25 protein-coding genes are annotated in these 26,184 nt (G+C 61.6%); 11 read left to right on the forward strand and 14 right to left on the reverse strand.

Annotation, left to right across the window (positions count from 1 at the left end):
• Positions 1-100 precede the first annotated feature (100 nt).
• Positions 101-1,993, reverse strand: a complete 1,893-nt coding sequence (locus tag ACVKN3_RS14260; protein ID WP_354514856.1) for a glycoside hydrolase family 76 protein — start codon at positions 1,991-1,993, stop codon at positions 101-103.
• Positions 1,994-2,279: 286 nt separating this feature from the next.
• Between ACVKN3_RS14260 and ACVKN3_RS14265 the strand changes: the two genes are divergently transcribed.
• Positions 2,280-3,356, forward strand: coding sequence for an FAD-dependent monooxygenase (locus ACVKN3_RS14265; RefSeq protein ID WP_354514858.1), 1,077 nt, complete (start codon positions 2,280-2,282; stop codon positions 3,354-3,356).
• A gap of 123 nt (positions 3,357-3,479) precedes the next feature.
• Here the strand turns inward: ACVKN3_RS14265 and ACVKN3_RS14270 are convergent, their stop codons facing one another.
• Entirely contained in the window at positions 3,480-3,932 is a 453-nt protein-coding gene (locus ACVKN3_RS14270) for a DUF4879 domain-containing protein (protein ID WP_354514860.1), read from the reverse strand.
• 199 nt (positions 3,933-4,131) lie between these two features.
• Between ACVKN3_RS14270 and ACVKN3_RS14275 the strand changes: the two genes are divergently transcribed.
• Positions 4,132-4,557 (forward strand): hypothetical protein, encoded by a 426-nt coding sequence (locus ACVKN3_RS14275; protein WP_354514862.1) that lies wholly within the window; start codon positions 4,132-4,134, stop codon positions 4,555-4,557.
• A gap of 91 nt (positions 4,558-4,648) precedes the next feature.
• Here ACVKN3_RS14275 and ACVKN3_RS14280 read toward each other — a convergent pair whose 3' ends face one another.
• From ACVKN3_RS14280 to ACVKN3_RS14290, 3 genes are all read right to left on the reverse strand, one after another.
• Positions 4,649-5,173: a hypothetical protein gene (locus ACVKN3_RS14280; RefSeq protein WP_354514864.1), complete on the reverse strand. Its 525-nt coding sequence runs from the start codon at positions 5,171-5,173 to the stop codon at positions 4,649-4,651.
• Positions 5,174-5,205: 32 nt separating this feature from the next.
• Positions 5,206-5,586 carry a hypothetical protein gene (locus tag ACVKN3_RS14285; RefSeq protein ID WP_456991963.1) on the reverse strand — a complete coding sequence of 127 codons (381 nt, stop codon included), beginning with the start codon at positions 5,584-5,586 and terminating at the stop codon, positions 5,206-5,208.
• 151 nt (positions 5,587-5,737) lie between these two features.
• A complete protein-coding gene (locus ACVKN3_RS14290) occupies positions 5,738-6,484 on the reverse strand; it encodes a hypothetical protein (protein ID WP_354514868.1) in 747 nt (248 codons plus the stop codon).
• Positions 6,485-6,666: 182 nt separating this feature from the next.
• Here ACVKN3_RS14290 and ACVKN3_RS14295 point away from each other — a divergent pair, with 182 nt between their 5' ends.
• Positions 6,667-7,329 (forward strand): hypothetical protein, encoded by a 663-nt coding sequence (locus ACVKN3_RS14295; RefSeq protein ID WP_354514870.1) that lies wholly within the window; start codon positions 6,667-6,669, stop codon positions 7,327-7,329.
• Positions 7,330-7,797: 468 nt separating this feature from the next.
• Here the strand turns inward: ACVKN3_RS14295 and ACVKN3_RS14300 are convergent, their stop codons facing one another.
• From ACVKN3_RS14300 to ACVKN3_RS14310, 3 genes are all read right to left on the reverse strand, one after another.
• Positions 7,798-8,253: an SEL1-like repeat protein gene (locus ACVKN3_RS14300; RefSeq protein ID WP_354514872.1), complete on the reverse strand. Its 456-nt coding sequence runs from the start codon at positions 8,251-8,253 to the stop codon at positions 7,798-7,800.
• A 143-nt stretch (positions 8,254-8,396) separates the two neighbouring features.
• On the reverse strand, positions 8,397-8,795 hold the full coding sequence (locus ACVKN3_RS14305) for a lysozyme inhibitor LprI family protein (protein WP_354514874.1): 399 nt from the start codon (positions 8,793-8,795) through the stop codon (positions 8,397-8,399).
• Between the two features lie 376 nt (positions 8,796-9,171).
• On the reverse strand, positions 9,172-9,303 hold the full coding sequence (locus tag ACVKN3_RS14310) for a hypothetical protein (RefSeq protein ID WP_456991966.1): 132 nt from the start codon (positions 9,301-9,303) through the stop codon (positions 9,172-9,174).
• 153 nt (positions 9,304-9,456) lie between these two features.
• Here ACVKN3_RS14310 and ACVKN3_RS14315 point away from each other — a divergent pair, with 153 nt between their 5' ends.
• The 3 genes from ACVKN3_RS14315 (at position 9,457) to ACVKN3_RS14325 (ending at position 12,811) form a co-directional block, all read left to right on the forward strand.
• Entirely contained in the window at positions 9,457-10,185 is a 729-nt protein-coding gene (locus ACVKN3_RS14315) for an HNH endonuclease (protein WP_354514876.1), read from the forward strand.
• A gap of 308 nt (positions 10,186-10,493) precedes the next feature.
• The gene (locus ACVKN3_RS14320) at positions 10,494-10,985 is read left to right on the forward strand and encodes a hypothetical protein (protein WP_354514877.1); all 492 of its coding nucleotides are present in this window, start codon (positions 10,494-10,496) and stop codon (positions 10,983-10,985) included.
• A 17-nt stretch (positions 10,986-11,002) separates the two neighbouring features.
• A complete protein-coding gene (locus ACVKN3_RS14325) occupies positions 11,003-12,811 on the forward strand; it encodes an XVIPCD domain-containing protein (RefSeq protein WP_354514879.1) in 1,809 nt (602 codons plus the stop codon).
• Positions 12,812-13,086: 275 nt separating this feature from the next.
• On the opposite strand, the gene ACVKN3_RS14330 is transcribed toward ACVKN3_RS14325, so the two are convergent.
• Together ACVKN3_RS14330 and ACVKN3_RS14335 are read right to left on the reverse strand one after the other, a co-directional pair.
• Positions 13,087-14,169, reverse strand: a complete 1,083-nt coding sequence (locus ACVKN3_RS14330) for a restriction endonuclease, SacI family (protein ID WP_354514881.1) — start codon at positions 14,167-14,169, stop codon at positions 13,087-13,089.
• Positions 14,170-14,172: 3 nt separating this feature from the next.
• Positions 14,173-14,412 (reverse strand): helix-turn-helix domain-containing protein, encoded by a 240-nt coding sequence (locus ACVKN3_RS14335; RefSeq protein ID WP_354514883.1) that lies wholly within the window; start codon positions 14,410-14,412, stop codon positions 14,173-14,175.
• A gap of 75 nt (positions 14,413-14,487) precedes the next feature.
• On the opposite strand from ACVKN3_RS14335, the gene ACVKN3_RS14340 reads away from it, so the two are divergent.
• Positions 14,488-15,717, forward strand: coding sequence for a DNA cytosine methyltransferase (locus ACVKN3_RS14340; RefSeq protein WP_354514884.1), 1,230 nt, complete (start codon positions 14,488-14,490; stop codon positions 15,715-15,717).
• Positions 15,718-15,990: 273 nt separating this feature from the next.
• Here ACVKN3_RS14340 and ACVKN3_RS14345 read toward each other — a convergent pair whose 3' ends face one another.
• From ACVKN3_RS14345 to ACVKN3_RS14355, 3 genes are read right to left on the reverse strand one after another with little or no spacing between them, the layout of a single operon-like run.
• Positions 15,991-16,764 carry a TSCPD domain-containing protein gene (locus tag ACVKN3_RS14345; protein WP_354514886.1) on the reverse strand — a complete coding sequence of 258 codons (774 nt, stop codon included), beginning with the start codon at positions 16,762-16,764 and terminating at the stop codon, positions 15,991-15,993.
• 59 nt (positions 16,765-16,823) lie between these two features.
• The gene (locus tag ACVKN3_RS14350) at positions 16,824-18,083 is read right to left on the reverse strand and encodes a hypothetical protein (RefSeq protein WP_354514888.1); all 1,260 of its coding nucleotides are present in this window, start codon (positions 18,081-18,083) and stop codon (positions 16,824-16,826) included.
• A gap of 21 nt (positions 18,084-18,104) precedes the next feature.
• Positions 18,105-20,252, reverse strand: a complete 2,148-nt coding sequence (locus ACVKN3_RS14355) for an adenosylcobalamin-dependent ribonucleoside-diphosphate reductase (RefSeq protein ID WP_285406799.1) — start codon at positions 20,250-20,252, stop codon at positions 18,105-18,107.
• A gap of 364 nt (positions 20,253-20,616) precedes the next feature.
• Here ACVKN3_RS14355 and ACVKN3_RS14360 point away from each other — a divergent pair, with 364 nt between their 5' ends.
• The 4 genes from ACVKN3_RS14360 to ACVKN3_RS14375 all read left to right on the forward strand — a co-directional run bounded on the left by ACVKN3_RS14360 (position 20,617) and on the right by ACVKN3_RS14375 (position 25,795).
• Positions 20,617-21,987 carry a Do family serine endopeptidase gene (locus tag ACVKN3_RS14360; RefSeq protein WP_456991972.1) on the forward strand — a complete coding sequence of 457 codons (1,371 nt, stop codon included), beginning with the start codon at positions 20,617-20,619 and terminating at the stop codon, positions 21,985-21,987.
• 151 nt (positions 21,988-22,138) lie between these two features.
• Positions 22,139-23,650, forward strand: coding sequence for a LysM peptidoglycan-binding domain-containing protein (locus ACVKN3_RS14365; protein WP_354514890.1), 1,512 nt, complete (start codon positions 22,139-22,141; stop codon positions 23,648-23,650).
• Between the two features lie 3 nt (positions 23,651-23,653).
• The gene (locus tag ACVKN3_RS14370; RefSeq protein WP_354514892.1) at positions 23,654-24,352 is read left to right on the forward strand and encodes an HAD family hydrolase; all 699 of its coding nucleotides are present in this window, start codon (positions 23,654-23,656) and stop codon (positions 24,350-24,352) included.
• A gap of 66 nt (positions 24,353-24,418) precedes the next feature.
• Complete coding sequence (locus tag ACVKN3_RS14375) at positions 24,419-25,795, forward strand: leucyl aminopeptidase family protein (RefSeq protein WP_285406809.1); 1,377 nt, start codon at positions 24,419-24,421, stop codon at positions 25,793-25,795.
• On the opposite strand, the gene ACVKN3_RS14380 is transcribed toward ACVKN3_RS14375, so the two are convergent.
• A complete protein-coding gene (locus ACVKN3_RS14380) occupies positions 25,786-26,103 on the reverse strand; it encodes a hypothetical protein (protein WP_354514895.1) in 318 nt (105 codons plus the stop codon). The two genes, ACVKN3_RS14375 and ACVKN3_RS14380, sit on opposite strands and share 10 nt — an antisense overlap.
• Positions 26,104-26,184 lie beyond the last annotated feature (81 nt).

Consider the following 26,184-nt stretch of genomic DNA (forward strand, 5'->3'; position numbering starts at 1 on the left):
ATCCGATCCCTCCGGCTTTATCTGCCGGATGCCCTGCCCTGTGGCCGCAACATAAGAAGGCACCGCCGCCGCTCACGCAGGGGCGGAGGTGCCCGTACCGCTATTGCACGATCGTGGCCGCCACGTGATACACGCGTCCGCCCCATCCATCACTGGGGAAAGAGTCCGAGACCTTGAGATAGATCGGCCGCGAGCCGTTAATGGCCTTGCCCAGGTACGGCGTCAGGTCGATGCTGTGGTCGGCCTTGTTGGAGCCGTCGGTGATCGGGCGGTCTTCCTGCAACACGGTGGTCCAGTGCGCGTTGTCGAGGCTGACCTGCACCAGGTACTCGGCATCGATGGTCAGGGTGACGTGGGCGGACGTGGTATCGGCCGGGAACGGGAACCGATAGGTGAAGTGCGCATTGCCGTCGGCGAAGCGGTTCTGCACGCCGTTGCTCTGCGAGCCGCCGGCATCGACCAGCCAAGGATTCTCATCTACCGTCCCCGTGTCGAAGTCGATCGCGTGCGCCACCAGCACGTCGGCCTGCGTACTGAAGCCCAGGCCGGCGGCCGCGACATTGGCGGTGACGGCATGGTGTCCGTCGGTCGCCGTCGCCGGCACCGTGAGCTGCAAGGGAACGTTGCCGTACACGGGCGTTGCGTTGCCGCGGGGTTGCAGGGGGAGACGGGCGGCGCGTGGCGTGGTGCGCCATCCTGCGGGGGTGTCGATTACCGTCAACGCCTGCACAGGCAGCACGCCGGTGGCGGAGATGCCAAGATCGAGCGCGACCGAGGTGACGCCCGACGCCGAGGGCATGATGACCGGCTGCGCCGGCGACAGCGTGGCCGCTAGCGATTCGTGCGGTGGCGTGGCGGGGATATAGCCGACCAAGGCACTGAGGGCGCTGGCCTGCGTGCGCCAGTCGAATACATTGGGATGGCTATCACTGGTGGCGCCGGACCAGCGGGTGCCCAGACGTCCGGCGGCGTCGCGATCGTTGTCCCAGACGCTGTTGGCCTGTCGATCGAGGAAGGCCGCGTAGCGGCGGTCGTGGGTGGTGTCGACCAGGTCCGTCCAGTAGCGGGTGAAGATGCCCTTGAACTGCTTGCCGTTGTCGTCACAGGTCTGGTCGGACGCGTCGCAGCGTTCGGACAGGATGCCGTTGGTGACCAGACCGTTCGGGCCGATGGCGGCGTCCGCGAGGCGGCGCACGCTAACGAGGATGGCGGGGTCGCCGGTGGCGCGCCACAGTTCCAGGCCGCCACCGATCAGCATGCCCTGGTTGTAGCTCCACACGGCCTGGCCGTTGTTGGTGCAGGCGTTGGTGAGGCCGTCGTTGACCAGGCCATCGGCGTTGACCATGCCGCTGCCCTGGAACCATGACCACGCGGCGCGCGAGCGGCCCAGCCACAGCGTGTCGCCGGGGAGGCGGTTATGCAGCTCGGCCGTGAGACGAATCCACAGGCCGTTGGTCACGGCATTCTTATAAGTGCGCTCGCCATCCCACCAGACGCCACCGCCACAGGTGGAGGTATCCCAGTAGCCGTTGACGTAGTCGGCAATGGTGACCGCCATGTCCAGGTACTTGGGATCGTGGGTCAGGTCGTAGGCCTGCAGCCAGGTGAGACCCCACCACTCGGAGTCATCGATGGCGCGGCTGGTGAAGTTGCCCAGCAGCGGATCGCCCGAGAGCACGCCGGCGGGGAACGCACCCTTGTCCTTCTCGAAGGTGTTGTCCAGTTGGCCGAGGTAGCGACGGTCACCGGTGCGTTGCATGTAGTCGCCGATGGTCTGCAGGGCGACGGCGGAGTTCCACCAACTGGCGGGGAACCAGGCTTTGCCGGGGTCGTACGAGGCCATCAGTACGTCTGCCGCTACGCGGGCACGGGCGACGGCGGTGGGGCCATCCCACTGGGGATCGGCCAGGTGGGGACGATCGGTGGCCGAGGTGGGAGAAACGACGGCCAAGGCCGTCAGGCTGGCGGCTGCCAGCAGGGTATGCACTCGCATGATGAGAAACGCTCCTCTGGATACCCACGAAGGGCCATGGAGGCTCCCCTCCCCCACACCCCGCTCAACGCCGGACCGTGGGCGGTGATCCGGCGGGACAGGTGCACGCAAGGGCCGTTCGTCTGAAGCGTGGAGCGGTGGACGGCGGTTGCGAGTCTGGGGAGTGTTGCAGGGTTGGGGTGGTGGGGAGTGAGAACTGGGTCAAGGGGAGCGATGACGCCTGGGGCTTGCGCCGGGCTGCCTAAGGGGATCACATACCAGCCACTAGCCGACCACGAGTGATGACATGGCACAGGGTAAAAGCGTTTTGATCTCGGGGGCGAGCTTCGCCGGGCTGGCGACGGCCTACTGGATGCGGCGCCTCGGTTATGACGTGACGGTTGTGGAAGCGGCGCCGGCTCTCAAGCGTGGAGGGACGCCGGTCAATATTAAGGACGCTACCGTCGACGTGGTGCGTCGTATGGGGCTGTTCGAGCAGATCGAGTCACATCGCATTATCAAGACGCTGACGGAGTTTTCCGGACCGGAACATGTGGAGGCGAGGTTTCGGGACGAGAAGGACGGCGAAGGTATGCCGGATGATGTTGATCACGAGATCGAGCGGGATGTGTTGCTTCGGCTGATATACGACACGGTTGAGGGTCACGTCGAGTTTGTGTTCAACGATGGCATTCGGTCGATGCGTGAGGATGATACGGGCGTGTCGGTGTCGTTCGATAAGGGTTCCGACCGTCGATTCGATCTCGTGTTTGGCTGTGATGGCATCCATTCCAACGTGCGTGGTCTTTGGTTCGGTCCGGAGAAGGACTATGCGCACTTTCTTGGGGCGTATGGGGCGGTCACGATTGTCGACAGGCTTTTGCTGCCGGAAGGCACGTCGAATATGTTCGGGGAGGATGGGCGGTTCGTTTCCGTGAATACGTACAACGGGAAGACCGACATCATTCAGCTGTTCGCGTCGAAAGACGAGCTGGATGTGGACTGGCGTGACAAGGATAGTCAGCGGCGCATCGTGGTGGATCGGTTTGCCACGATGGGCGGGCCTATTACTGCGATGCTTGAAGAAGTGGAGCGCGCGGAGAATTTTTACTTCGGGCCTATTACGCAGATCTTGATGCCCGCCTGGACGAAAGGACGGGTGGCGCTTGTTGGGGATGCGGGGTATTGCGCTTCGCCTGCGGCAGGGAAAGGTGGGTCGCTGGCGTTGGATGGTGCGGCGGCTTTGGCTGATGCTTTTGAGCAGCATGGTGGTGAGTATGCGGAGGCATTCGCGGCGTACGACGCGGGGTTTCGGCCGTATCTTGAGGACGTGCAGGCTGGGGCTGTGGGGTTCTGTCGGCAGGTGCTTGGGGCGGGCGGCTGAAGGTGGAGCGCTAAGCATCGTTGGCACCGGCTATCAACGATGTCGAGGATCGCGGCAGAGGCCTTCGGCGCATCCGCCGCGATTCACACGGTCAGCTAGAGTTTTCGCCGATTAGAGCCAGGGTTACTGGATACTGTGCGTCTTGGTGACCGTATTGCGCGGCCAGTTGACTGAAGTTACGCGGATTACAAAGCTTCCGTTCCCCTTGCCAGTCGCATCCCATACACGCAGCCGCCCCTGCACCGTCTGACCATTCCTGCAAGCTGCCCAGTAGCCGGTGGCTTGGATGCAAACATTGGTTACCCGCAACTCCTTTAGCTGCGCGCCGTTCATCGTTGCGATGGCTTGGCCCATGCCTTTTTCGAGCGTCGTGATTCGAACGAACGAGCCCCCGTGATGCATACGGGTCGAGGTTGCGCCGCTGGTCGTTTCGGCCCCGCCAATCGAGGACTGCACAGCTGTCACGATGACCTCGGATACAGGCGGCGCGGTGCCGGTGCCGAAGGACTGTGCCGATGCGACGACAATCGGCGCGCCGAAGGCCAGCGACGCTGCGAACAGATACATGCGTTTCATACGTTCTCCTGATGCAGGCGATGTGCTGCCTGACAAACGTAGATGACGCAGTAGTGCCTATATGCCGCTGGCGAGCTTTGTCGAGGTTCCTTACCGCTTAAAAACGTGTAGTCCTTCTACGCGCTCTTGCCACGCCCGCACAAAAAGGCACTTTGTTTGCAGGGCGAGCTAGACCAAACACTAGAGCCAAGGAACCGTCGTGCATATTTCTTATCCCTCTGGAACACACACACCTCTCATGAAAACAGAACTTCGCTCTACACAGAGCTCGGCGCCAACGCCCGCGCCTAAGAATCTGAACCGCACTGACTCGATAAAAAAAATCGATTTCCAGACGATGACCGTTGGTGAGTTCTATGACACGCTCAGCGTGCTCATCAAGTCCGGAAAAATATCCGCTGACGAAGCCACGGATTTAAGCCTAACGTTTCCTGGACCGATCGGCGTAAGCTCATGCGAGGAGACGAGAGCCATGCCAGCCAAGATCTCCTATGACTGGCTTAAAGAAGTGATTGGATTTACGAAACCGGCGGGACGGATCGAAGAGGCGGATAGGCACCAGCGCGTGCTGGATATCATGATGGGCCTAGACGGGAAGGCTATTGGGTTGGATTTGAAGGCATGAACGTCGGTGCCGTTGATACACCAAGCAGAATACGCTGCGTATGGTGGTCGCATGCAAATCATGGGATTCCAGCAACCCAGTCGCATGGTGCTCAGTTCCAAGCTGCCGCCCCCTTTTTCGGGGGAGGCAGTCGATCCAACGTGACCAGCGTATCGACATCCCAGGCTGTGATCGAAATCGTCCGCCTCGATACCTCTGCGTCAATTCTCGCAACCAACACGTCGACATCATCGATCATCGTCATGACTCGCACACCGCCGAATATCGCTCGATTACCCACACGGAGATGGTAGCTACTGACGGATCGATCACCTGCGGAGAGGACCCCGCAGCGCACGCTTGTGATCTGGCCCCATGAGACGAATCCGTTCGGGACGCCGAAGAACGATCGACCAATACCTTTAGAAGAAACCACGACATCTTGGTAAGCGAACATCGGAAACGTCACAGATGCAATGACAAAAGGAATACCCACCAAGAAATAGATCAGACCGCCGGAAGTGAATACCATGGCGGCCTTGAAGAAAGCATAGGCAGCCATGGCGAGTAGAGACACCGAAAGCACAGAGGCCAGCCACAAGAGTTTTCCGTATCTGAAGGTTGCTGTCTCAGACATGCTGCCTGGCGGCGTGCTTCCGAAAAACTCCATTACCGAACGATCTTATGCCGCTGGGCATCTAAGGCGTCACCGGCCCGACGTTCATTGTAATCACGCACTAAGGACATGCCAGACCCAGGAACGATGAGATCCATAAGCGAAAGACGCTCGCTCCCCTCTACAGAGACCTGCTGCTTGAGAATGCCACTTACCGTTTTCAGGTGAGATGCGACATCGTCGAGCTTTCCAGCAGCGAGTTTCTTCGCGAGATAGTCGTATTCGTTCGCCTGTGCATCGTCGTGAATTTGATTGTTGTACTGGCCTATCTGCAAGGCCTGAGCGAAGCCGGCCCAATAAGATATCCAGGCGACCAAGCATGCCACCGCGAGAACGGAGCAGACCTTGGTCACGAACATGAGACGTCTTTGCATTAATCAATCCTCCGCGTAATCAGCCGCACAAGCCGGCTACTGAACCGCCGCTCTCCTACACATGCCGTGCGATCAATACTGCGATTGACTGCTACTCCCGGCCAAACAATACGTCTGCCCTGGATGAGCCGGGCAAGCCATGGCGTTCATCTCAGTCATTTATCCATACGATCTCAAGATCCAGGCCCCGAGAAGCAATTTCGAGCGACTGCTCCGCACTTAGCTGCGGTCCGCCATCAAACGCATGTTGCGTATGCTCGCACACGATTCGCCTGACCGCGCCGCGCAGAAGCGCCTCGTCGCACTCCACGTCAGCAAGACCGCCGAGCACCGACTCAAGTCCTTCAGTAAAATCGTCGAAATAGCTTCCCCAACTACCAATGGGCGGCGGTAGTTCACTATCTGTCAGTGTGAACCGGTATCGGTGCCCAAAGTCATCGATCAATTGCTCGCCGATGTCTTCGACGCCTGATACCGCGGCGACGTAGGTAGATTCCGGGGAAAAATAGGTGTCCAGAATAACTGGAGCCCTGGCTCTTCCGAGAATTCTCAACAGTTCTCTTGGCATCAATGTATGTGCTGGCGTGACGCCATGAAAGCATCCGCACCACCAGTAAACCTCACCGCCCTCATACAGAGCCAAATCCGCGAGCCCCGAAGCCAGGCGGGCGCAATCCAGTGCGGAGAAGGCGTCATTGATGTTGTCGAAAAACCTGACACCCAAGCGGGAAGCCTCTGCCTCCCATCGCCGGTAGTTCTGCCTAGCCCGGAAACGCGTTGACGGCCTATCGACGAGTATCCGAGAGCCCGCTATACCCAACGCTTCGTCTATCTCTCCGAAATCAATCGATTCACCATCAATTCGAAGCGATAGCGTGTATTCACTTTTCTGATCCATATGAGCCTCGATATCTTCGGCGGCTTGAATGTGTCCATGCAGACCGTAGTCGGGTCACGTGGCTTTCTTCGTGACTCGGCAGCGACCCGCTGAAGGCAGCCACTCGTCCACCAAAACCTTGCATTCGTCCCCACGCGGGGGCACTCCCGCATGGCTAAGATAACCCCTGCTACCGAAATGGTATGGCAAAATCCCAAGGAGCCACGGATGCCGACCCGATGATGCGCCCTGCCGCCGCGATGGCCAGCCTTTGCGCCGCCCTCTTGGTCGCCTGCGCCACGCCTGCCTGCCTCTCGGCGCAGACCAATGCCGCGCCCCCTCCCACCACCCAGGATCATTCCACGCCGTCTTCCCTCGAAGCCCACGCGCTGCCCGGGGCGCGCGCGGCGGTTGCTCACCTGTTGGGCTTCCTGTCGACGTTGGACAGCACCGAAAGGCTCAAGCCAGCACCGTTGGGCCAGGCCTTCGGCGTCACGCTCGGCCCCGACTCCGAAAATGGCGCGGGCTGGACGGTCTATCACAGTCCGGACCTGGGCCAGGGATGGATGTATTGGGTGCAACAGTCCAATGCCCGGCCCTCGATGAAAAACGGTTTCCGCTTCTGGTTCGACCATCCCGACCGGACGGCCGATGCCACTCCGGTGTGCGCATTACCTCTGGACCGGCTGCGCAGCACACTGACCGCGCACGGTTGGGTCGAGCGACCAGTGCCCTCAGAAATCGGCAGCATCCTGGCTGTGGAGTTCAGCAAAGGCGATGTGGTGCTGACCCTGACCCCGCGGGACGGCACGGACGTTAATGGCACCGCCTGCGTGCTCGCCATTCAGACCACCGACGGCCACTGACCGACTATGGATTGCCCATGGCAACGCCCCACCTAGCCCTCGATGCGGCCATCTAGCAGTTTGCACAACAGCCCGGCCGACGTTTCGGCCCTTCGCGCTGCCTTGTCCGCCGACCCCAATGTGAGCCAGCGCCTGGATACGCAAGCGGCGAGCGGCGCGCTGCACGGCTTTGCACTCGCGGCGGCCGGCGCACCCGATCGCCCGGTAGGCAGCTACGACCGCACGGCCGGCACGATGACCTTGCCCAGCTCCGCGTTCTCGGGGTCGCACCATCACGTAGGCGCAGTGCTGCGCGTGCAAGCGATGATCGCGGAGTTTGGTGGCAGGACCTATGCGGAGAACGCGGGTGCAAGCCATCCGGACACGATTCACTTAGAGATACACCCAGGCCTTAGTCGCGAATTGAGTAAAGCCAAAGTTGTAAGGACCGGCGCGCGATAGCCATTCTGGTCATGCAAAACCATTTGCTCACTTACCGCTCGCACCTGATTTCAAAGCATGCGGGTCCAACGCATGCCTCCCCTCTTGCTCGACGCGCTTTAGTTTTTCCTGCGCATCCTTGTAGCCGGCGTTGGCTGAATTCCTCAACCAGAACAGTGCACGCTCGCGATCAAGCGCCGTGTCGTTGTTCACGAAATCCTCGTAGACATTGTACTGCGCCACGGGGTCACCATTCTCTGCAGCAATAAGTGCCCAACGCCGTTCCTCCATCGGGTTGAGGAGCACGAAACCGTAAAAGACAGAGATTTTAGACGCCGCCTCTGACGAACCACGCATCGCCTCAACCGCAAGCTTCTGCAGTTGCTTCTTTGTGAGAACCAGGTCCTGATTAAGGTTTACCGGCTGCTCCGAAGTGTTTTGCGCGGAGACCGCCTGGCTGGCGAGCAACAAAACCAACGGCAGTAGCGCTTGGGAATGCTTCATCGAGAGTCCTCAGGGCTTGAACTCCAGAATCGTACCGGTGTTGGCATGGTCGAATGTACAGCGCTCTCGTGATGAGCGGACGTCTGGACCAAGACCCACTTAATGTCGTCGCTCATGTGCTCTCTCCTTGAGTACCGCATCACTTATTTTTTGAGCTTTTCTCGACCTTCAAGCTCCTCTGCCCGATCAGCCGTATAGCCAATCTCGCAAGAGTAGGAGTCGATCATCTGGAACTGACCAGGATCCTTTCCTGGGCCACAAGCTTTACGCTTTGCTTTCAACCACTCGCGCTCTTCGCTTCGAAGCTTCGATTGGCCGCCCTCGTCGATAGAGCCCATGAGACGCTTATAGACTGCGTTAAGGCGCTTGTCCTGATATGCAAACTCTTCGTCCATACACGCCTGCATAGGGGCCATGTCTCCGCCTGCTTCTTTGACGCAGAATGTGTATGACGATCGAAGAACCGCTGCCGAAGGATTACTACTCGTAGCCTCGGCGCTGTCGAGTGCGAACACGAGGCAAGCTGCAAGTAGACATGGCATAGCTTTGTGCGTCCGCAGGGACGGTCTCACGTAGGCGCGATCTAAGTTCGGCAAAATCTTACTACCTCGCTGATCGGACTGGGATTGCAACTAGGTCTATTCCCTAGAGCGCGACCACATCGTCATCTGGTAATGCCGCAATGTATCGCCGCACCTCAGCGATGGCAACGACATCAGGAGCGGGATGCGAAACGTCTATCGCCACACCTTTGCCGGTGGAATCGGCGCACAAAGGGCGACCGAATTTAACTATTGAGCATCTCGACAGCTCTCACTGAACACACTTGCTTAAACGAATCGCTGCGGATGATCTTTGGCAGGCCACGAGTGGCGGCCAGGCGGTCCATGACGCGCGTTACGCCGATACGTGAGATCGCTAGATCTCGATGGCGACTGCCTTGTGCGTGGCGTCATCGACGACCGTCATGCGCTTCAGAACGCGTGCCACGGCGGTGCGGTCAAAGAAATCGATGGACCAGACCTCGTTTGTGGCCGCGGGCGCCGGCATTCCTTTCCGGGATGCGCGAGGCATAGCCTAATCAGAAAAAAAACACTATATCCATGATTTAAATCAAAAATTAAAATCTGCCGACATCACGCGAGTCGAGCCCCTTGCCCTTCCTTCAAATGTTGAGATACTTCTCATCAGAAGGGGAATTCAATGGCAAAGACGGACGGACGGCGAAACCCGCCGTGGACACGTGATGAAACTATTCTCGCTCTAGACCTATTCTACGATGCAGGATTGGTAGCGCTGTCCGATAGCGATCATCGGGTTATTGAACTGTCGAATACGTTGCGGGGGCTGCCTGGCAACGAAGGCCGAGCTACATCCCCTAGCTTTCGTAATCCCGCGGGGGTCGCATTCAAGCTTTCGAACCTCCAGAGCATCGCGACCGGAAAAGGTTTTTCGAATGTTTCCGCTATAGATATCAGCGTTTGGAAAGATTTCGAGAACCGTAGTTCGCGCGTCAAGGACATAGTTCAGCTCATCAAGGCTTTCGCGCCCTCAGCGCCTATCGACCATGACATAGATGAAGACGATGCAGAGTTCATGGAGGGATCCATCGTCACGCGAACTCATAAGCGAATTGAGCGAAGCAAAAAAGTCCGTTCTAAATTGATTAGCGAACGGACGAAGAAAGGGCCACTCCATTGCGATGCGTGCCTGATTCAGGGCAGCACAGATGGACGGCTTAAAGATGCGATATTCGAAGCCCATCATCTTGTGCCGCTGTCTACACTTGGATCTACCATCACAAAGATAAGTGATGTTTCTCTTTTGTGCGCAAATTGCCACCGAACTATCCACCGATTGATTTCAAGGTCGGGGAGATGGGTGTCGATCGACGATCTTCGACTGCTGCTTAATAACGACCACACCGAGTGAAAGCATACCCTCCCGCTTTGCCGAAACCGTGTTCCCGTCGCCATGCAGTGATGCGGCCGGCCCGCTATGATGCGCCAAGACAAGATCGCCCCCGTGCCCGAGCTCAAGCAGTCGAGGATGCCGAGCCCATGAACCTCTTGCGTCATGCCCGCCGTGCCGCGCTATTTGCTCTGATTTGGTCCAGTGCCGCTGCATTGGGACATCCTGCCGCCCCGCTTGACGAATCAGCCGTACACAGCGGCCCGCATGCAACCGCTCGCCCAGCCGCCGCCGCATCGACCTCCAGCAAAGCTTCCCAAGGAGCCTCCATGACTTCCGTTGCCCCGCCGCGCTCGGCGGCTGCCGTCCATGCGACGCAGCAGCTGGTCGACTTCCTAACGCATTTGTCGTCGAGTTCCGACATCACGCTTGAGCGGGTGGGCAAACAGTTTGGCGGCGCACTGACCGCTGAAGACGACGCCTTCGTCTACCGCAGTGCCGACCTAGGCGCAGGGTGGAATTACGGGGTGAAAGTCATCCTGCCTTCGAAGGCCTTCAAAGCCGGATTCAACTTTTGGTTCTACAACCCCCAGCGCGACGCCGACCCGACCCCGATTTGCGCCTTGAGTCTGGATGCCCTGCGCAAACAGTTGGTAGCCCACGGCTATGCAGAAAAGTTTGACCGCTCGGAAATCGGTGGCGTGGATTCGGTGGAGTTCGTCAAGAACGACGTCGTGCTAACGGTCCTTCGGTCGAATCTGCTGGTGGCTCCCAATGGCGATGAGTGCTTCAACGCCATCCAAACCATCGATGGTCGCTGAGCAACCAGGAGGTTTCCATGTCGACCCCGCATCCGTCCCTGGAATCGGCCATCGTCCGCTTTGCGCAACAGCCTGGCGTGACCCCCGCTGAGGTCAGCCAGCTGCGTGCGACGCTAGCATCGGACCCCGCACTCACCCAGTCATTGGAGACATCCGCTGCCTCCGGTGCACTGCACGGATTTGCGGCGGCAGCGCCGGGATCTCCGAATCAACCGGTGGGCTACTACGACCCGGCGAATCGGACCATGATGCTGCCCGCCTCGGCGTTCACGCCGGCGACTCCTGGGGCATCGGCAGATTTGCACGGCGTGCTGCGCGTGCAGTCGATGGTGGTGGACTTCGCCGGCAAATCGTTCTCCGATGCGGCCGGTGCGAAGCATCCGACCACGCCGGACATGGTGACCAATCTCCAGGACACGATGAACGGGTCGCCCATGTTGGCCGACCAACTGAAGCGCGCCTCCACGACCCTTGCTCCGGCTGAGCCGAATCAACCGAGGCAGCGCATCCTGGAGTCCTTCGACTTCACGGCACCTGGTGCGGGGGTCGGTGGCAGCTTCAGTCCGAGACACCACACGATGAACCTAGTCAGCGACTCGCTGATGACCACGCCTCCGCCGGGCAGCACCTCGGGAGGCTATCGCGCGAGCAACCTCACGTTCGTCATCGGCCACGAAGTGCAGCACGGCTTCAACGCGCAGGACGCCGAGCAGGCGCGAAAAGCGTTTATCCGCGATGTGCGCGCACTTGCTGCGACGCCGGGACCGGTACACGACTACACCGCTCTGGTCGAGCGCCACATCCAATCGGGGCGTGAGGACGAGGCCAAGGCAGAAATTGCCGGATGGAACGCACTGCGAGACCGCGTCCAGCACGACCAAGGCTCGGTGACCCTGACCAACCTTCGGCAGGCCGAGCCTCAGCGCGTGGACGATTTTCTCGAGGTCGCGAATGGCAAGCTCGGTCCGCGCTCCAACCTCCATCTCAAGTCGGACTTAAGCCTGAGCCCAACGCCGGACAATGTCGCCGCGATGGGCCACAACTACTTTGACCGGACGACCGTCGCCCATCACCTGCCGGGGGACAGCCGGCAAGACATCGGCCTTGGTGTGGGCAAACAGTCCGACTATCCGAACTACTACGCCGGCTGGGCCGTGGCTGTTATCGGGTCGGAAGAGCGTACCGCCGCCCATGGCAAGGGTCCTGCCCCGCAAATCCAAATCAACATGAAACATGCTGGGTTGTATGAGGAGATGATGGAGAAAGGCGGGCTGGACTTCTCGCCGAGCAAGCTAGCAGTGCCGTATTTGGACAGCAGCACGCAGCCGGCTACGCCGCATCGATTCGACCACACCGCTGATGGTCCTAACCAATACCAGTATGTGCCGGTAGCACCCAACCGGTTAGACGACCCCGGTCATCCCGATCACGCGCTTTACCAACAAGCCCGCGGCCATGTTGTGGCCTTGGACCAAAGCCTCGGTCGCACCCCCGATGTGCACACCGACCAGTTGGCTTCAGCCGCGGTGGTGCAAGCGCGCGCCGATGGGCTGCATCGCATTGACCAAGTTGCACTCTCCACCGACGGCCAGCGGCTGTGGTCGGTGCAGACCCCGCCGGGGCGCGCGGACCATCTATTTGACAAGCAAAGCAGTGTGCCGACCGCCGAAGCCATGACCCCCATGGCCCAAAGCGGCGCTCAGTGGCCGCAAGCCATGCAGCAATTTGAGCAGACGCAACAGCAACAAGCGCAGAGCCAGCAGGTCAGTCAGAGCCAAGCGCAGGCGCAAGGCCCGGTCATGAGCCACGTGGGTCATGGCCCCTAGCTGTACTGATCACTTTAAACCACAAATATAGCCTTCCTAAATTTGGATAGCGACCCGGTTTCGAGTCCAATCCCCAACGAGAAGGAGATTGGACGTAAAGAAGCATTTTCCGAAAGCAGATAATTGTCTTTCTTCGTGAGGTCGAGGTCATCATGCCGATCAAGGACATGTGTCGTAAGCACGGCTTCTGCTCGGTCTCATACTGTCCCCTCGAAAACACTTCGTGCGAGCCGGTGAAGCTCCATGGCGCATAATGTCACGCGCACTAAGTCGTCCTATCGCGTTTTTTCATCAACGAGATCAATCCACCGTTGCACGGAGTCGACCCGGGCTTCGATTTCCTGCAGCCTTGCAACCACGTACGCGGCAGCTTGAGTAGTGGCTGCGAGTTGCGTTGCTGGAGCCCAAAAAAGCACTTGCGTCAAGAGACTGGCCCAGGACCAGAACACGTGGGCGCCAAAGAGCGACCCATCTGTAAATCCCAAGCTCGTCAAGTCAACGCTGCGCTGTCGCGTTGCGACGGCGACGACTGCTGCATCCACGACCCCCTTTTCAGCGACTCTTCGAACAAAGTTTGCAATGTCGGCTGAAGTGACGGGTTTATCCCGCACCTCGATACTCTTTTCGATGGTTTTTCCGCTCACACTCCTTACGATCACATCACCAGGAAATTTTCGAGAAGGGTCATTTATGCGCCCGCTCAAGACGCGGGCCGGACCGAATACTACGTCGAGTAAACCAGCGACGACTGCCTGAGCCCGCCGGCCACCTTCAGAATCTTCATCTACAAACGTCACCACTACTTGTAGCAGCGCCTCCGGCTTTATCGTCATCGACTCGGCGGGCAATTCGGGGTAGACAGGTACAAACCTCCGTCTAACCTTTATGAATGCGGCAAGCGCTCGCATCGCATCTTCTTTTAGGCTAAACCGCTCCATTTCGCGCAACATCTCTAAGACAAGACGAAATGCCTCCTTAGCATTTCCGTGGACCGGGGCCGCATCATCCACAACGTCTAAGCGAAAATATGGCTGATTGTTCAGCGGCTCGCGGCCGGTAACACCAAGGTCTACGCCCGCCGCCATCGCGCGAGGGACCAGCACCTCCTTTGCTAAGCTTCGCGCCGAATAAGCCCTATCGCCACCTATTCGCGCTTTAATCAGTCGCGCATCTACATGCAAATCGACTGCTTTCGCTAAGAGCGCAGTCCCAATGAATGCGAGATGCGTCTTCGGCGCTCTCTTACATTCTTCAGACAATTGCTCGATCAGTCCCTCCCATTTGGGATCGCTGCTCGCCGCGCTCATCGCTGCGGCAGCATCGAAGACCACCGATGCCTGATGCTTATCGATATCCACGACTTAAGATTCCAAACGGGGCGGGTTAATACTTAGCTCCAAGAGTTCACCAGGCTGGCACTCGAGCGCTCTACATATTTTTTCGATTGTGCTGAGCCGGGTGTCGTACGAAGGGCGGCTTGCCAACGAAGCAATCGTCTGGCGAGACAAACCAGTACGCGCGGCAAGCCAGTCGTATGTGATGCGACGGCCATGACGGGCGCTATACGAGGACATCGCCTCTTTGAGCTTTATCCTAAGCATTTGTTGTATTGACAATACACTTTTGGTTGTGTAACATGATCAGTGCAAAGTCCTACGACAGCGAAGTTAACTCGAATGCTTAGATCAGTAAGTTTGTTTTCGGGCATTGGCGGCCTCGATTTTGGTTTCGAGGCAGCGGGCTTTCGCACAACGACCGCTCTTGAGTTCGATCCGACAGCCTGTAAGACGATGAGGCTCAATAAGAAGTGGGCCGTCATCGAGGATGATATCCACCGAGTCTCTTCAGGAGCAATACTTGAAGCTGGAGGCCTTGACGAAGTCGACATGCTTTTCGGAGGACCGCCTTGTCAGCCATTTTCGAAGTCCTCGTACTGGGCGAATGGTGACACATTGCGTCTGGACGATCCGCGCGCCGACACGCTCACCGCATATCTCCGCGTCGTACATGATCTGAAGCCACGTGTCTTGCTACTCGAAAACGTGTCAGGGTTAACTTACAAGGGTAAGGACGAGGGACTCCAATTAATCCTGAGGGGTCTCGCACAGATAAATCGCACCCAGGGCACAAATTATCGTCCAGTATGGAAGATCCTAAATGCCGCTGATTTTGGGGTTCCTCAGTCGCGAGAGCGCGTCTTCATCGTTGCGGCGCGCGACGGACGAATGTTTGATTTCCCACTTCCTACCCATCGGAGGCCTCATCCAACCGATGATAGCTTGATTGCGGATGATCTTCTTCCTTGTACTACAGCGTGGGATGCAATCGGCGATCTCGATGCCCCGCCTTCCATGGACGGCCTGACGGTCGCTGGAAAGTGGGGGGATCTTCTCCCTTCAATCCCCGAGGGGCAGAATTATCTCTGGCACACGCCGAGGGGTGGCGGAATCCCGTTGTTTGGCTGGAGGACAAGGTACTGGAGTTTCTTGCTGAAACTGTCAAAGACGCTTCCATCCTGGACGATCCAAGCGCAGCCCGGGTCTGCAATCGGTCCATTTCATTGGGACAACCGAAGGCTCACCATTTCCGAGCTGTGCAGAATTCAGACATTTCCAGATGGGCTCAAATTCGCTTCTGGTCGAACTGAGTCTCAGAGAATGATCGGAAATGCCGTTCCCTCACTACTAGCGGAAATTTTGGCCCGTCAGATTAGAAAACAATTCTTTGGGGCGCGATCCGCGGGCAAGCCGACGCTGCTACACACCATGCCAGGTTCACCGCCAAAAGCTGCGCGAGTTCGTCCTGTTCACGCAAAGTATCTACATCTAGTTGGGGAGCATGCGCCGCATCCGGGCTCTCGCAAAGAAGTCGCCAAGCGAGCCGCACGAGCGGCCGACCCTCTATGACAGATTTTCAGCGATATCGATACGAATGCCAGCCGCTTCACCTCACGGTGTACTAATGCAGCTAGCCGATTGAACGGGTGCCATGTAGAAAATCACGCTTAAGCTTTTCAGCGAGGACACCATCGCGACATTTAAACATAGGTCTCGATCATTTCGTCCCGATCGAAACATACTGACTTAGGCTGACCACAGCCAAATAACGGCGGATCACGATAAAGCTTAGCAACAAAGGGTTAGCGATGACTCCCCATTGTTTACGCTGTGCCTCATAGCTCACCCGCACTTCGAATACCCACAATTCAAACAAGTCTGGCACCCATCCATCAGCACCAGCGCCTGCGTATTGCACTTGGCACAAAGCGTCGCGCCAGCCGGGAAGCCAGAGGCATTGGTATGCGCAGCAGCGGCACCCTGGTTATCCCCGACATCGTCGGATCCCACGGCCGGAGTGACGGCGGCAACGGGCTTGGGCGCGTTGGCCTTCTCGTAAGCGGCGCGCTTCTCCGCGATCAGCTGGCGGGTCGCGTCGCTCATCTCCGGGTCGTGGATCAGGCCGATCGACTTCATGTGCTGCTCCACCACGCCGCCGATCTCGGCCACGATGCTGGGCATGTACACGCCGCCGGCCTTGAAGTAGCCGCCGCGCGGGTCGAAGACGGCCTTGAGCTCTTCGACGATAAACGTCACGTCGCCACCCTTGCGGAAGACGGCGGACAGGATTCGGGTCAGCGCCACGATCCACTGGAAGTGGTCCATGTTCTTCGAGTTGATGAATAGCTCGAAGGGGCGGCGCTGTTCGTGCGGGGTACCGGCGTTCAGGACGATATCGTTGACGGTCACGTACAGCGCGTGCTCGAAGAGCGGCGACTTGATCTTGTACGTGTTGCCGACCAGGGTTTCCGGACGCTCCAGGCTTTCGTGCATCTGGATCACTTCGGCAACCGGCGCAGCCTCTTTCACGGGCGCGGCGGCGGGGGCCTGGGTGGCCTTGTCCTCGGGCTTGACGACGTTGTAGCCCTTGATCTTCTTGTCGATCTTGAACGCCATGATCTCTTCTCTGTCAGGTTATCCGGCCCGGCATGGATGCCGGGCCGGATGGGTACTACTTACTTGCGACGACCACGGACGGCGGACTTGCGCGCCGACGTACGGCCGGTCTTGCTGGCAGTGGACCTCTTCACGGCGCTAGCCGCTTTCTTGCCAACCGCCTTGCGGGCGGTCGTCTTGCCGGCGGCTTTGGGAGCCGTCTTCTTCGTGGCCGGACGGGCACCGCTCCTGCGAGCGACGCTTGCGGCTGCCTTCTTGAACGCCTTACGCGCGCCTGCGTCAGCCTTGACGACCCGAGCGCTGGCCTTCTTCGCGGTCGTCTTGCGACCGGTGGTGGCCTTCTTGGCGACGCGACCGGCCGACTTGGTGGCGGTCTTGCGGCCGGTGACGGCCGACTTGGCGACACGACCCGTCTTCTTGACCGCAGCCGACTTGGCCGTACGGCCCGTCTTCTTGGCAGCCGCCGACTTGGTCGAACGACCGGTGGTCTTCGACGCCGCCGACTTGGTCACGCGACCGGTCTTCTTCGAAGCGGCCGACTTGGCCACCCGACCCGTGGTCTTCTTCGACGCGGCCGACTTCGCCACGCGACCCGTCTTCTTCGAAGCGGCCGCCGACTTGGCGACACGCCCCGTCTTCTTCGACGCAGCCGACTTGGCCGTACGACCCGTGGTCTTCGCCGCGGTCTTGCGACCGGTCGAGGTGGTCGCCTTGCGCGCGGTCGTCTTCTTGGCAGCCGTCTTCTTGGCCGGTGCCTTCTTCACGGCAGCCTTCTTGGCGGCAACCTTCTTCACCGCTGCCTTCTTCACGGCCTTCTTGGCGGTCGCCTTCTTCACGGCGGTCTTCTTGGCAGCGGCTTTCTTGGCCGGCGCCTTCTTGACCGCGGTCTTCTTGGCAGCAGCCTTCTTCGCCACGGCTTTCTTGGCCACGGCCTTCTTGGCCGGAGCCTTGCGCGTCGCCTTCTTCGCCGGGGCTTCCGCCTCGACCGGGGCTTCGACAGCGGCAGCCTTCGGCTTGCGCACCGCCGGCTTGCGCGGCTTCTTCGCGGCCACGACGGGCGACGAATCGACCGAATCGGTCGCATCGTCTTCGTCGAGCGCGTGGTGGTCGTGCTCGGCCGTGTCGCTGGCCGGGGTGGCCGCCGTCACGTCGATCACCTTCTTGGCGACCGGCTTGCGCTTGACGACTTTCTTGGCGACAGCCGGTGCAGCAGGCGCAACGTCAGCGGCGACTTCCGTCTCCGCTGCCGGCGTGCTGTCGGTATCGATGGTGTCGTCTGAGGGCAATTCACCCTCGACGATCTGGTTTTCACTCGACATACGTATTCCCTCTCCGCGGGGTCAGAACTTACCGTAATAGCCTTCCTTCAAGGCATCGAAAAGGTTCGCGGCGGTGTGCATTTCACCGTCGTACTCAACCTCGTCGTTACCCTTCAGTTCGACAACGCTACCGTCTTCCAATTCGAAGCGATAGAGGGTGTTCTCGAGGTCCGCTTCCTTGACCAGCACGCCCTGGAACGCGGCGGGGTTGAAACGGAAGGTGGTGCACCCCTTCAAACCCTGCTTATAGGCGTAGAAATAGATGTCCTTGAAGTCCTCGTACGGATAATCCGTGGGGACATTGGCGGTCTTGGAGATGGAGGAGTCGATCCACTTCTGCGAGGCCGCCTGGATATCGACATGCTCCTTGGGGCTGATGTCGTCGGCCGACACGAAGTAATCCGGCAGGCGGGTCTTCGGGTCGTCGGAGAACGGCAGGGCATCGCCGTTGATGAGGGCGCGGTAGGCGAGCAGCTCGTAGCTGAACACCTCGACCTTTTCCTTGGACTTCTTGCCCTCGCGGATCACGTTGCGCGAGTAATGGTGCGCAAAGCTGGGTTCGATGCCGTTGGAGGCATTGTTGGCCAGGCTCAGGCTGATGGTGCCGGTGGGGGCGATGGACGAGTGGTGGGTGAAGCGCGCCCCGGTCTCGGCCAGGGCAGCCACCAGCTCCGGAGCCACGGAGGCCACGCGCTGCATGTAGCGGGAGTACCTGGCGTGCAGCACGCTGCCCTTGATCGACTGGCCCACGGTCCAGCCGTCGGCGACCATCTCCGGGCGCTTGCGCAGCATCTCGGCGGTCACGGCGTACTCGCGCATCAGGATCGGGGCCGGGCCCTTTTCCTTCGCCAGCTCCAGGCCCACTTCCCAGCCGGCCACGGCCATCTCGCGCGACACCTCGTCGGTGAACGAGACCGCGTCGGCGGTGCCGTAGCGCATCTTCAGCATGGTCAGCGTGGAGCCCAGGCCGAGGAAGCCCATGCCGTGGCGACGCTTGGAGATGATCTCCTCACGTTGCTGCGCCAGCGGCAGGCCGTTGATCTCCACCACGTTGTCGAGCATGCGGGTGAACACGCGGACCACCTCGCGGTACTCCTCCCAGTCGAACCGGGCCTTGGGGCCGAACGGGTCGCGCACGAAGGTGGTGAGGTTGACCGAGCCCAGCAGGCACGAGCCGTACGGCGGCAGCGGCTGCTCGCCGCAGGGGTTGGTGGCGCGGATGTGCTCGCACCACCAGTTGTTGTTCATCTCGTTGACGCGGTCGATCAGGATGAAACCCGGCTCGGCGTAGTCGTACGTCGACACCATGATCATGTCCCACAGGTGCCGCGCGCGGATGTGGCCGTAGATCTTGCAGGCGACCAGGCCATCCTCGCGGGTGACGTAGTTCTCCTTCGTGGGCCACTCGCGCCAGACCACCTTGGACGCATCGTCCAGGTCGATCTCGTGCTTTTCCTTCACGTGCACCGGGAACACGGTCGGCCAGTCCTGGTCGTTCTCCACCGCGTCCATGAAGCCGTCGGTGATCAGCAGCGACAGGTTGAACTGACGCAGGCGTCCGTCTTCGCGCTTGGCGCGGATGAACTCCTTGGCGTCCGGGTGGCTGATGTCGAAGGTGCCCATCTGCGCACCGCGACGACCGCCGGCCGACGAGACGGTGAAGCACATCTTGTCGTAGATATCCATGAACGACAGCGGGCCCGACGTGTGGGCGCCGGCACCGGACACGTAGGCGCCGCGCGGGCGCAGCGTCGAGAATTCATAGCCGATGCCGCAACCGGCCTTCAGCGTCAGGCCGGCCTCGTGCACCTTCTCCAGGATGTCGTCCATCGAGTCGAGGATGGTGCCGGACACGGTGCAGTTGATCGTGGAGGTGGCCGGCTTGTGCGCCAGCGCGCCGGCGTTGGACGTGATGCGGCCGGCGGGGATCGCCCCGCGGCGCAGCGCCCAGAGGAAACGCTCGTACCAGTGCGCGCGCAGCTCGTCGGTGGCTTCCACTTCGGACAGGGCGCGGGCGACGCGCTGGTAGGTGCCGTCGACGGACTCGTCCACGGGCACGCCGGACTTCGCCTTCAGGCGGTATTTCTTGTCCCAGATGTCGTACGAGGCGGGCTGAAGCGGGATGGCCGCGGTCTCAAGCCCCATGGCTTGCGCACGTGCAGTGCTCATGTATGTGTCGTCCTCGTGTCTCGGCTTCTGTAGGCCGTGTGGGTTGGGCTGAGTCGGCCCCACGCATCGACAGCCCTCCCCCGAGTGCTGCCGACCATCCTCGCTCGCCCTGCCCGCCAGGCGGAAATGCCTTGGCGGACGCAGGTTTGTCGCTGGTACCTGACGATCCGCAACACCAGTGCTTGGTAAATAGCGAACAGCAGAACACAAGATGTTGTGGTTACGACCGGTGGGAACCTTACCGCCGCCGTGGGTCGATGTAAAGTGTCGAAGACAGGCATCTCACCGTTTGAAACCCGGCGACGCGACTGTGGTCGAAAGCGGCGATCGATGTGCCTGGCGCACACAGCCAAGGAGTTCACCCATGCCGTTATCTATCCCCCGGCGGATGCCGAATCTGGTCCTCGGTGCCGCCCTGGCGATGGCCCTCGCCACGCCCGCGTTTGCCAGCCTGCCACCCGCCATCAATGGCGAGCCCCTACCCTCGCTCGCACCGATGCTGTCGAAGGTGACACCTGCGGTGGTCAACATTTCCACCAAGACACGCGTGCGGGCGCGCGATCCCTACTTCGACGATCCGCTGTTCCGCCAGCTGTTCGGCAACCAGGGCGCGCCGCGCGAGCGCGTGGAGCAGAGCCTGGGCTCGGGCGTGGTGGTGGATGCGGCCAAGGGCTACGTGCTGACCAACCACCATGTGGTGGGCGGCGCGGACGACATCACGGTCACCCTGCAGGATGGGCGCGACCTGAAGGCGAAGCTGGTCGGCAGCGATCCGGACACCGACGTGGCGCTGCTGCAGATTCCCGCGGACAAACTGCAGGCGCTGCCCATCGCGGATTCCTCGCAGTTGCGCGTGGGCGACTTCGTGGTGGCCGTGGGCGATCCGTTCGGGCTGGGCCAGACGGCCACCTCGGGCATGGTCTCCGCGCTGGGTCGTTCGGGCCTGGGCAAGGGCTTCCAGAACTTCATCCAGACCGATGCCTCGATCAACCCCGGCAACTCCGGCGGTGCGCTGGTCAACCTGCGCGGCGAGCTGGTCGGCATCAACTCGATGATCTTCACCCCCTCGGGCGGCAACGTCGGCATCGGCTTCGCCATCCCGACCGACCTCGCCACCGGCGTCATGAAGCAGTTGTTGGCCTACGGCAAGGTGCGTCGCGGCAACCTGGGCGTGGAGGTGCAGGACATCACGCCGCGCATCGCCCAGGCGCTGGGCCTGAAGGACACATCAGGCGCAGTGGTGACCCGGGTCGACACCGGCTCCCCCGCCGAGGGCGCGGGCTTGCAGACGGGCGACGTGCTGACCGCCGTGGACGGCAAGCCCGTGCGCAGCTCGCAGGACGTGCGCAACGCCGAGGGCCTGCTGCCGCTGGGCGCGAAGGTCACGCTGTCGGTGAAGCGCGAGGGCGCGGCCCGCGATGTGCAGGCCACCATCGAGGCACCAAGGCTGGCGACGCTGGATGGCGGCAAGGTGGACGGGCGACTGGCGGGCGTGGTGCTGAGCGACCTCAGCCCGGAGCAGCGTGCCGCCGGCCTGTTCGGCGTGGCCTTGAGCGGGATCAAGCGCGGCTCCGCGGCCGACCGCGCGGGGCTGCGCGACGGCGACATCGTGATCGGCATCGGTCAGCGCAAGGTGGCCTCGGTGAAGGGGCTGCCCGTCGGTAGTGCCCTGGCCGGAAGGCAGTTGCTGCTGACCGTGGTGCGCGGCGAGGCCGTCTATTACGCGATGCTTTGATACCGTTTGCAGGCAGGCCCATCCCGACAGGCTACGTTCCGGTTGGGGTGGGCACGATGCTGAACGACGCCAATGGTGCGCGCGCGCCCGCCTTGGCCCACAATGGCGCCCCATTGCCAACCCCGCTTCCGTCCCGAGGTTCTTGCCGTCCATGTCTCTTCGTCTTGCGCGACTGTTCACCGCCACGCTGATCGGCCTCAGTGCCTCCGCTACCGTTCTCGCCGCCGGCACCTCACTGATCTGGCGGGGTGACATCACCACTGCCCGCGGTGTGGTCACCGATGTGGCCAAGGCCTGGGAGAAATCCGGCAAGGGCAAGATCGAGCTACAGCCCTTCAACACGGCCTCCGGCATCGACGCCGTGGCCAAGGGCTCGGCCGACATCGCCGGCTCCGCCCGCCCCGCCGTGGGCGCTGCCGAGCAGTCGCTGACCTTCACGCCGGTGGCGTGGGACGCGCTGGTCATGGTCACCTACCCGTCCAACCCGGTCAGCAACATCACGCTCATGCAGCTGCATGAGATCTACATGGGCAAGATCACCAACTGGAAGGAACTCGGCGGCAACGACCAGCCGATCAACCTCTACGCGGTGGCCAGCCCGGGCGACGGCGTGGAATACAGCCTGCGCAAGCTGCTGTTCGGCCGCGGCAACCAGCCGGTGGCGGCGCCGCGCCTGTACGTCAACGTGGCCAAGCTGGAAGAGGGCGTCACCCTCGACAAGCAGGGACTGGGCGCCACCACCCTCGCGGGTGCGTCGTCCAACAAGAAGGTGAAGATCCTCTCCATCGACGGCGTCGCGCCGTCCATGTCGACGGTCAGCAGCGGTGCCTACCCGCTGTACACCGAGCTCTACCTGGTCTCCAACGACACCGGCCCGAAGGCCGCGGACGTCAAGGACTTCATCGCGTTCGTCACCTCCGGCGCCGGCAGCTCGCTGCTGCGCTCGCATAGCCTGGTGCCCTACGCCGATGGCGCGTCGCTGGCTTCCGGCGATGCTGCCCGTCGCGCGAAGATCGCTTCCACCGTGGGCACCCGTGCGAACGTGGGCCAGGCGATGACGACGCCGACCGTGGCCGCCGCTACGCCGGCCGCCGAGGCCGCGAAGGAAACCGCTGTCGCCAAGGCGCAGGTCACCGGCAAGGCTGGCAAGGGTGCCAAGGTCGCGAAGGAGACCAAGGCCTCTGTCGCCACCACGGCCGAGCCGTCGCAGTTCGCGCATGTCGCCGCCAGCGTCAGCACGTCGGCACACATGGGCTTCTCCGGTGTGCGTTCGGAAGCGGTCACGGTGTCCGACAACGCGAAGGTCGGTGGCAAGTTCGCCAAGGTCACGGCCGATGCCGTCACCGTGAAGGGCAAGCCGGTCGCCAAGCCGGCGGCCCCGGTGGACGCCACCGAGAAGTCGACGCGCGTCGAAACGCCCAAGGTAGCCGAGGCCCCCAAGGCCAAGGCACCGGCCGCCAAGGCGGAAAAGGCTGAGAAGGCAGAGGCGAAGTCCGAGAAGAAGTCGGCCGCCGCCTCGCGCACCTACAAGGTTTCGGCCGGTGACACGCTGTACTCGATCGCCAAGAAGAACGACGTCGAGGTCGACAAGCTCCGCGCCATGAACGGCCTGAAGGACAACAATGTCCATCCGGGCCAGGTGCTGAAGGTCGGCGCCCGCTAAGTCGTGCTTGTCCGCGCCGTCTCCCTCGACCTCGACGACACCCTGTGGCCGGTACTGCCGGCCCTGATCGAGGCCGAGCACTGCGTGGACCGGTGGCTGCAACAGCACCATCCCGAAGTCGCCCGCGCATGGCCCCTGGAGGCCATGCGCGAGCTTCGCGAGCAGATCGCCCGCGAGAACACGCACCTCTCCCACGATTTCAGCGAACAGCGCCGGTTGACCATCCGCCACGCGTTCGCCGCCTGCGGCATCGATGACGCCCCGGTCGACGAGACCTGGCGCATCTATTTCGCCGCCCGCAACAACGTCGAGCTTTACCCCGATTCCCTGGCCGCGCTGGAGCGGATCGTCGAGCGCGTGCCGCTCGTGTCGATCTCCAACGGCAACGCCGACCTGGAAGTCATCGGCCTCCACCACCTGTTCCACACCCGCCTGAGCGCCTCGGGCGTGGGCGTGGCCAAGCCCGATCCGCGCATCTTCCTGGCCGCGGCCGAGGCGCTGGGCCTGCCCCCGCACGAGGTCCTTCACGTCGGTGACGATCCGTTGCTGGACGTGGTGGGCGCGCGCGAGGCCGGCATGCGTACCGTGTGGCTCAATCGCGACGGCGCGGTGTGGTCGCATGGGCCTGCACCGGACCTGGAATTCACTGACATGACATCCCTTGCCGACTGGATAGAAGCGTCGACGGCCGCTGACAGCTAGAATAGCTGTCATACCGTTCACCACCTTCCCATACGCGGTGTCACACCGCGGGGCACGGGAGCCCTGATGTCGTCACTGATCGATACCAAGCCCGGCAAGCGCCGCTCTATCCCGATCGAGATGATCGATGCTTCCAGCGCGCCTGCGCTGGAAGCGCGGCTTACCGCGGCGCACCGACAGTGGATGACCTCGACCAGCTTCCGCCCCAGCCCCGGCTCGGTACTCCTGCTACCTGACGCCCACGGTGCGATCGAGCGCGTGCTGGTGGGTGTGGACGCCTCCGAACCGCTGATGGCACTGGGTGCGTTGCCCTACCGTCTGCCGGAAGGCAACTACGAGATCGCCAAGGAAAGCGTGGCGACCGATACCGACCTGGTGGCGCTGGGCTGGGCCCTGGGCGCGTATCGCTTCGAGCGCTATCGCGCGCGCGGCCGGGCGCCGGCGCAGCTGGTGGTGGACACGGCCACGTCGCGCGCGTTGCAGCCGATCATCGATGCGACCTACCAGGTGCGCGACCTGGTCAATACGCCAGCCGAGGACATGGGCCCCGAGCAGCTGGCCGAAGCCATCCACGCGCTGGCCGCCCCGCACAAGGCCAAGGTGCGCGAGTGGATCGGCGACGACCTGCTGGCCGCCAACTTCCCCACCATCCATGCCGTGGGCCGCGCCAGCCATCGCGCGCCGCGCCTGATCGAGCTGACCTGGGGCAAGAACACCAACCCCCGGCTGGTCATTATCGGCAAGGGGGTGTGCTTCGACACCGGCGGCCTGGACATCAAGCCGTCCGACGGCATGCGCTGGATGAAGAAGGACATGGGCGGCGCCGCGCACGCGATCGCGCTGGCGAGCCTGGTCATGAAGGCCAAGCTGCCCGTGCGGCTGACCTTGCTGGTGCCGGCCGTGGAGAATGCGATCAGCGGCAGCGCCATGCGCCCCGGCGACATCATTCGCACGCGTGCGGGCCTGACCGTCGAAGTGGACAACACCGATGCCGAAGGCCGGCTGGTGCTGTGCGATGCCCTCGCGTTCGCGGTGGAGCAGACGCCTGACCTGATCGTGGATTTCGCCACGCTGACCGGCGCCGCGCGCGTCGCGCTGGGGCCCGAGGTGCCGGCGCTGTTCACCAACCGCGATGCACTGGCCGACCACGTTATCGGTGCGGCCGAGGTGTCCGCCGATCCGCTGTGGCGCCTGCCCTTGTGGCGGCCGTACCGGCGCATGCTGGAATCGCACGTGGCCGACTTCGCCAACTCCGGCGCGTCGCGGCACGCAGGCGCGATTACCGCAGCGCTGTACCTGGAGCGGTTCGTGCCGGAAAACCAGAACTGGATGCACCTGGACACCTACTCGTGGAACGACGCCGACCGACCGGCGCATCCGCGCGGCGGCGAAGCCCAGGGGCTTCGCGCGTTCTTCCGGTTCCTGTCCGAGCGCTACGCCTGATCGCTGGCCGGGGCGACGGGTGCGTCGTTCCTGGCCTTCTTCCACGCGACCATGGCGCGGAGGTTGCGCTCCAGCTCCGCGATGGTCAGCGGGAAATAATCTGCATCGCGGTCGCCGACCTGCCAGCTGGCCACGCGCTTGTCGGTGGCACCGACACCCATCGCATTGAGCGCCTTGCGCACGTCGACCGGATCCAGATCCGTGGCCTGCACGATGAGTTGCCATAGCCAGTTCATGCGCTGCGGGTCCACACCGCGCGTCAGCGGTGGCTTGGCATACTCGCGCAGCGGTGGATCGATCTCGGACATGAGGGGGCACTCCCTGTAGGACTCAGGCGAACGAGTATGCCACCGGCCTTCACACCGGGGTGTCCTACGATGGCCGATATC

This window comes from Luteibacter sp. PvP120, from assembly GCF_054055715.1.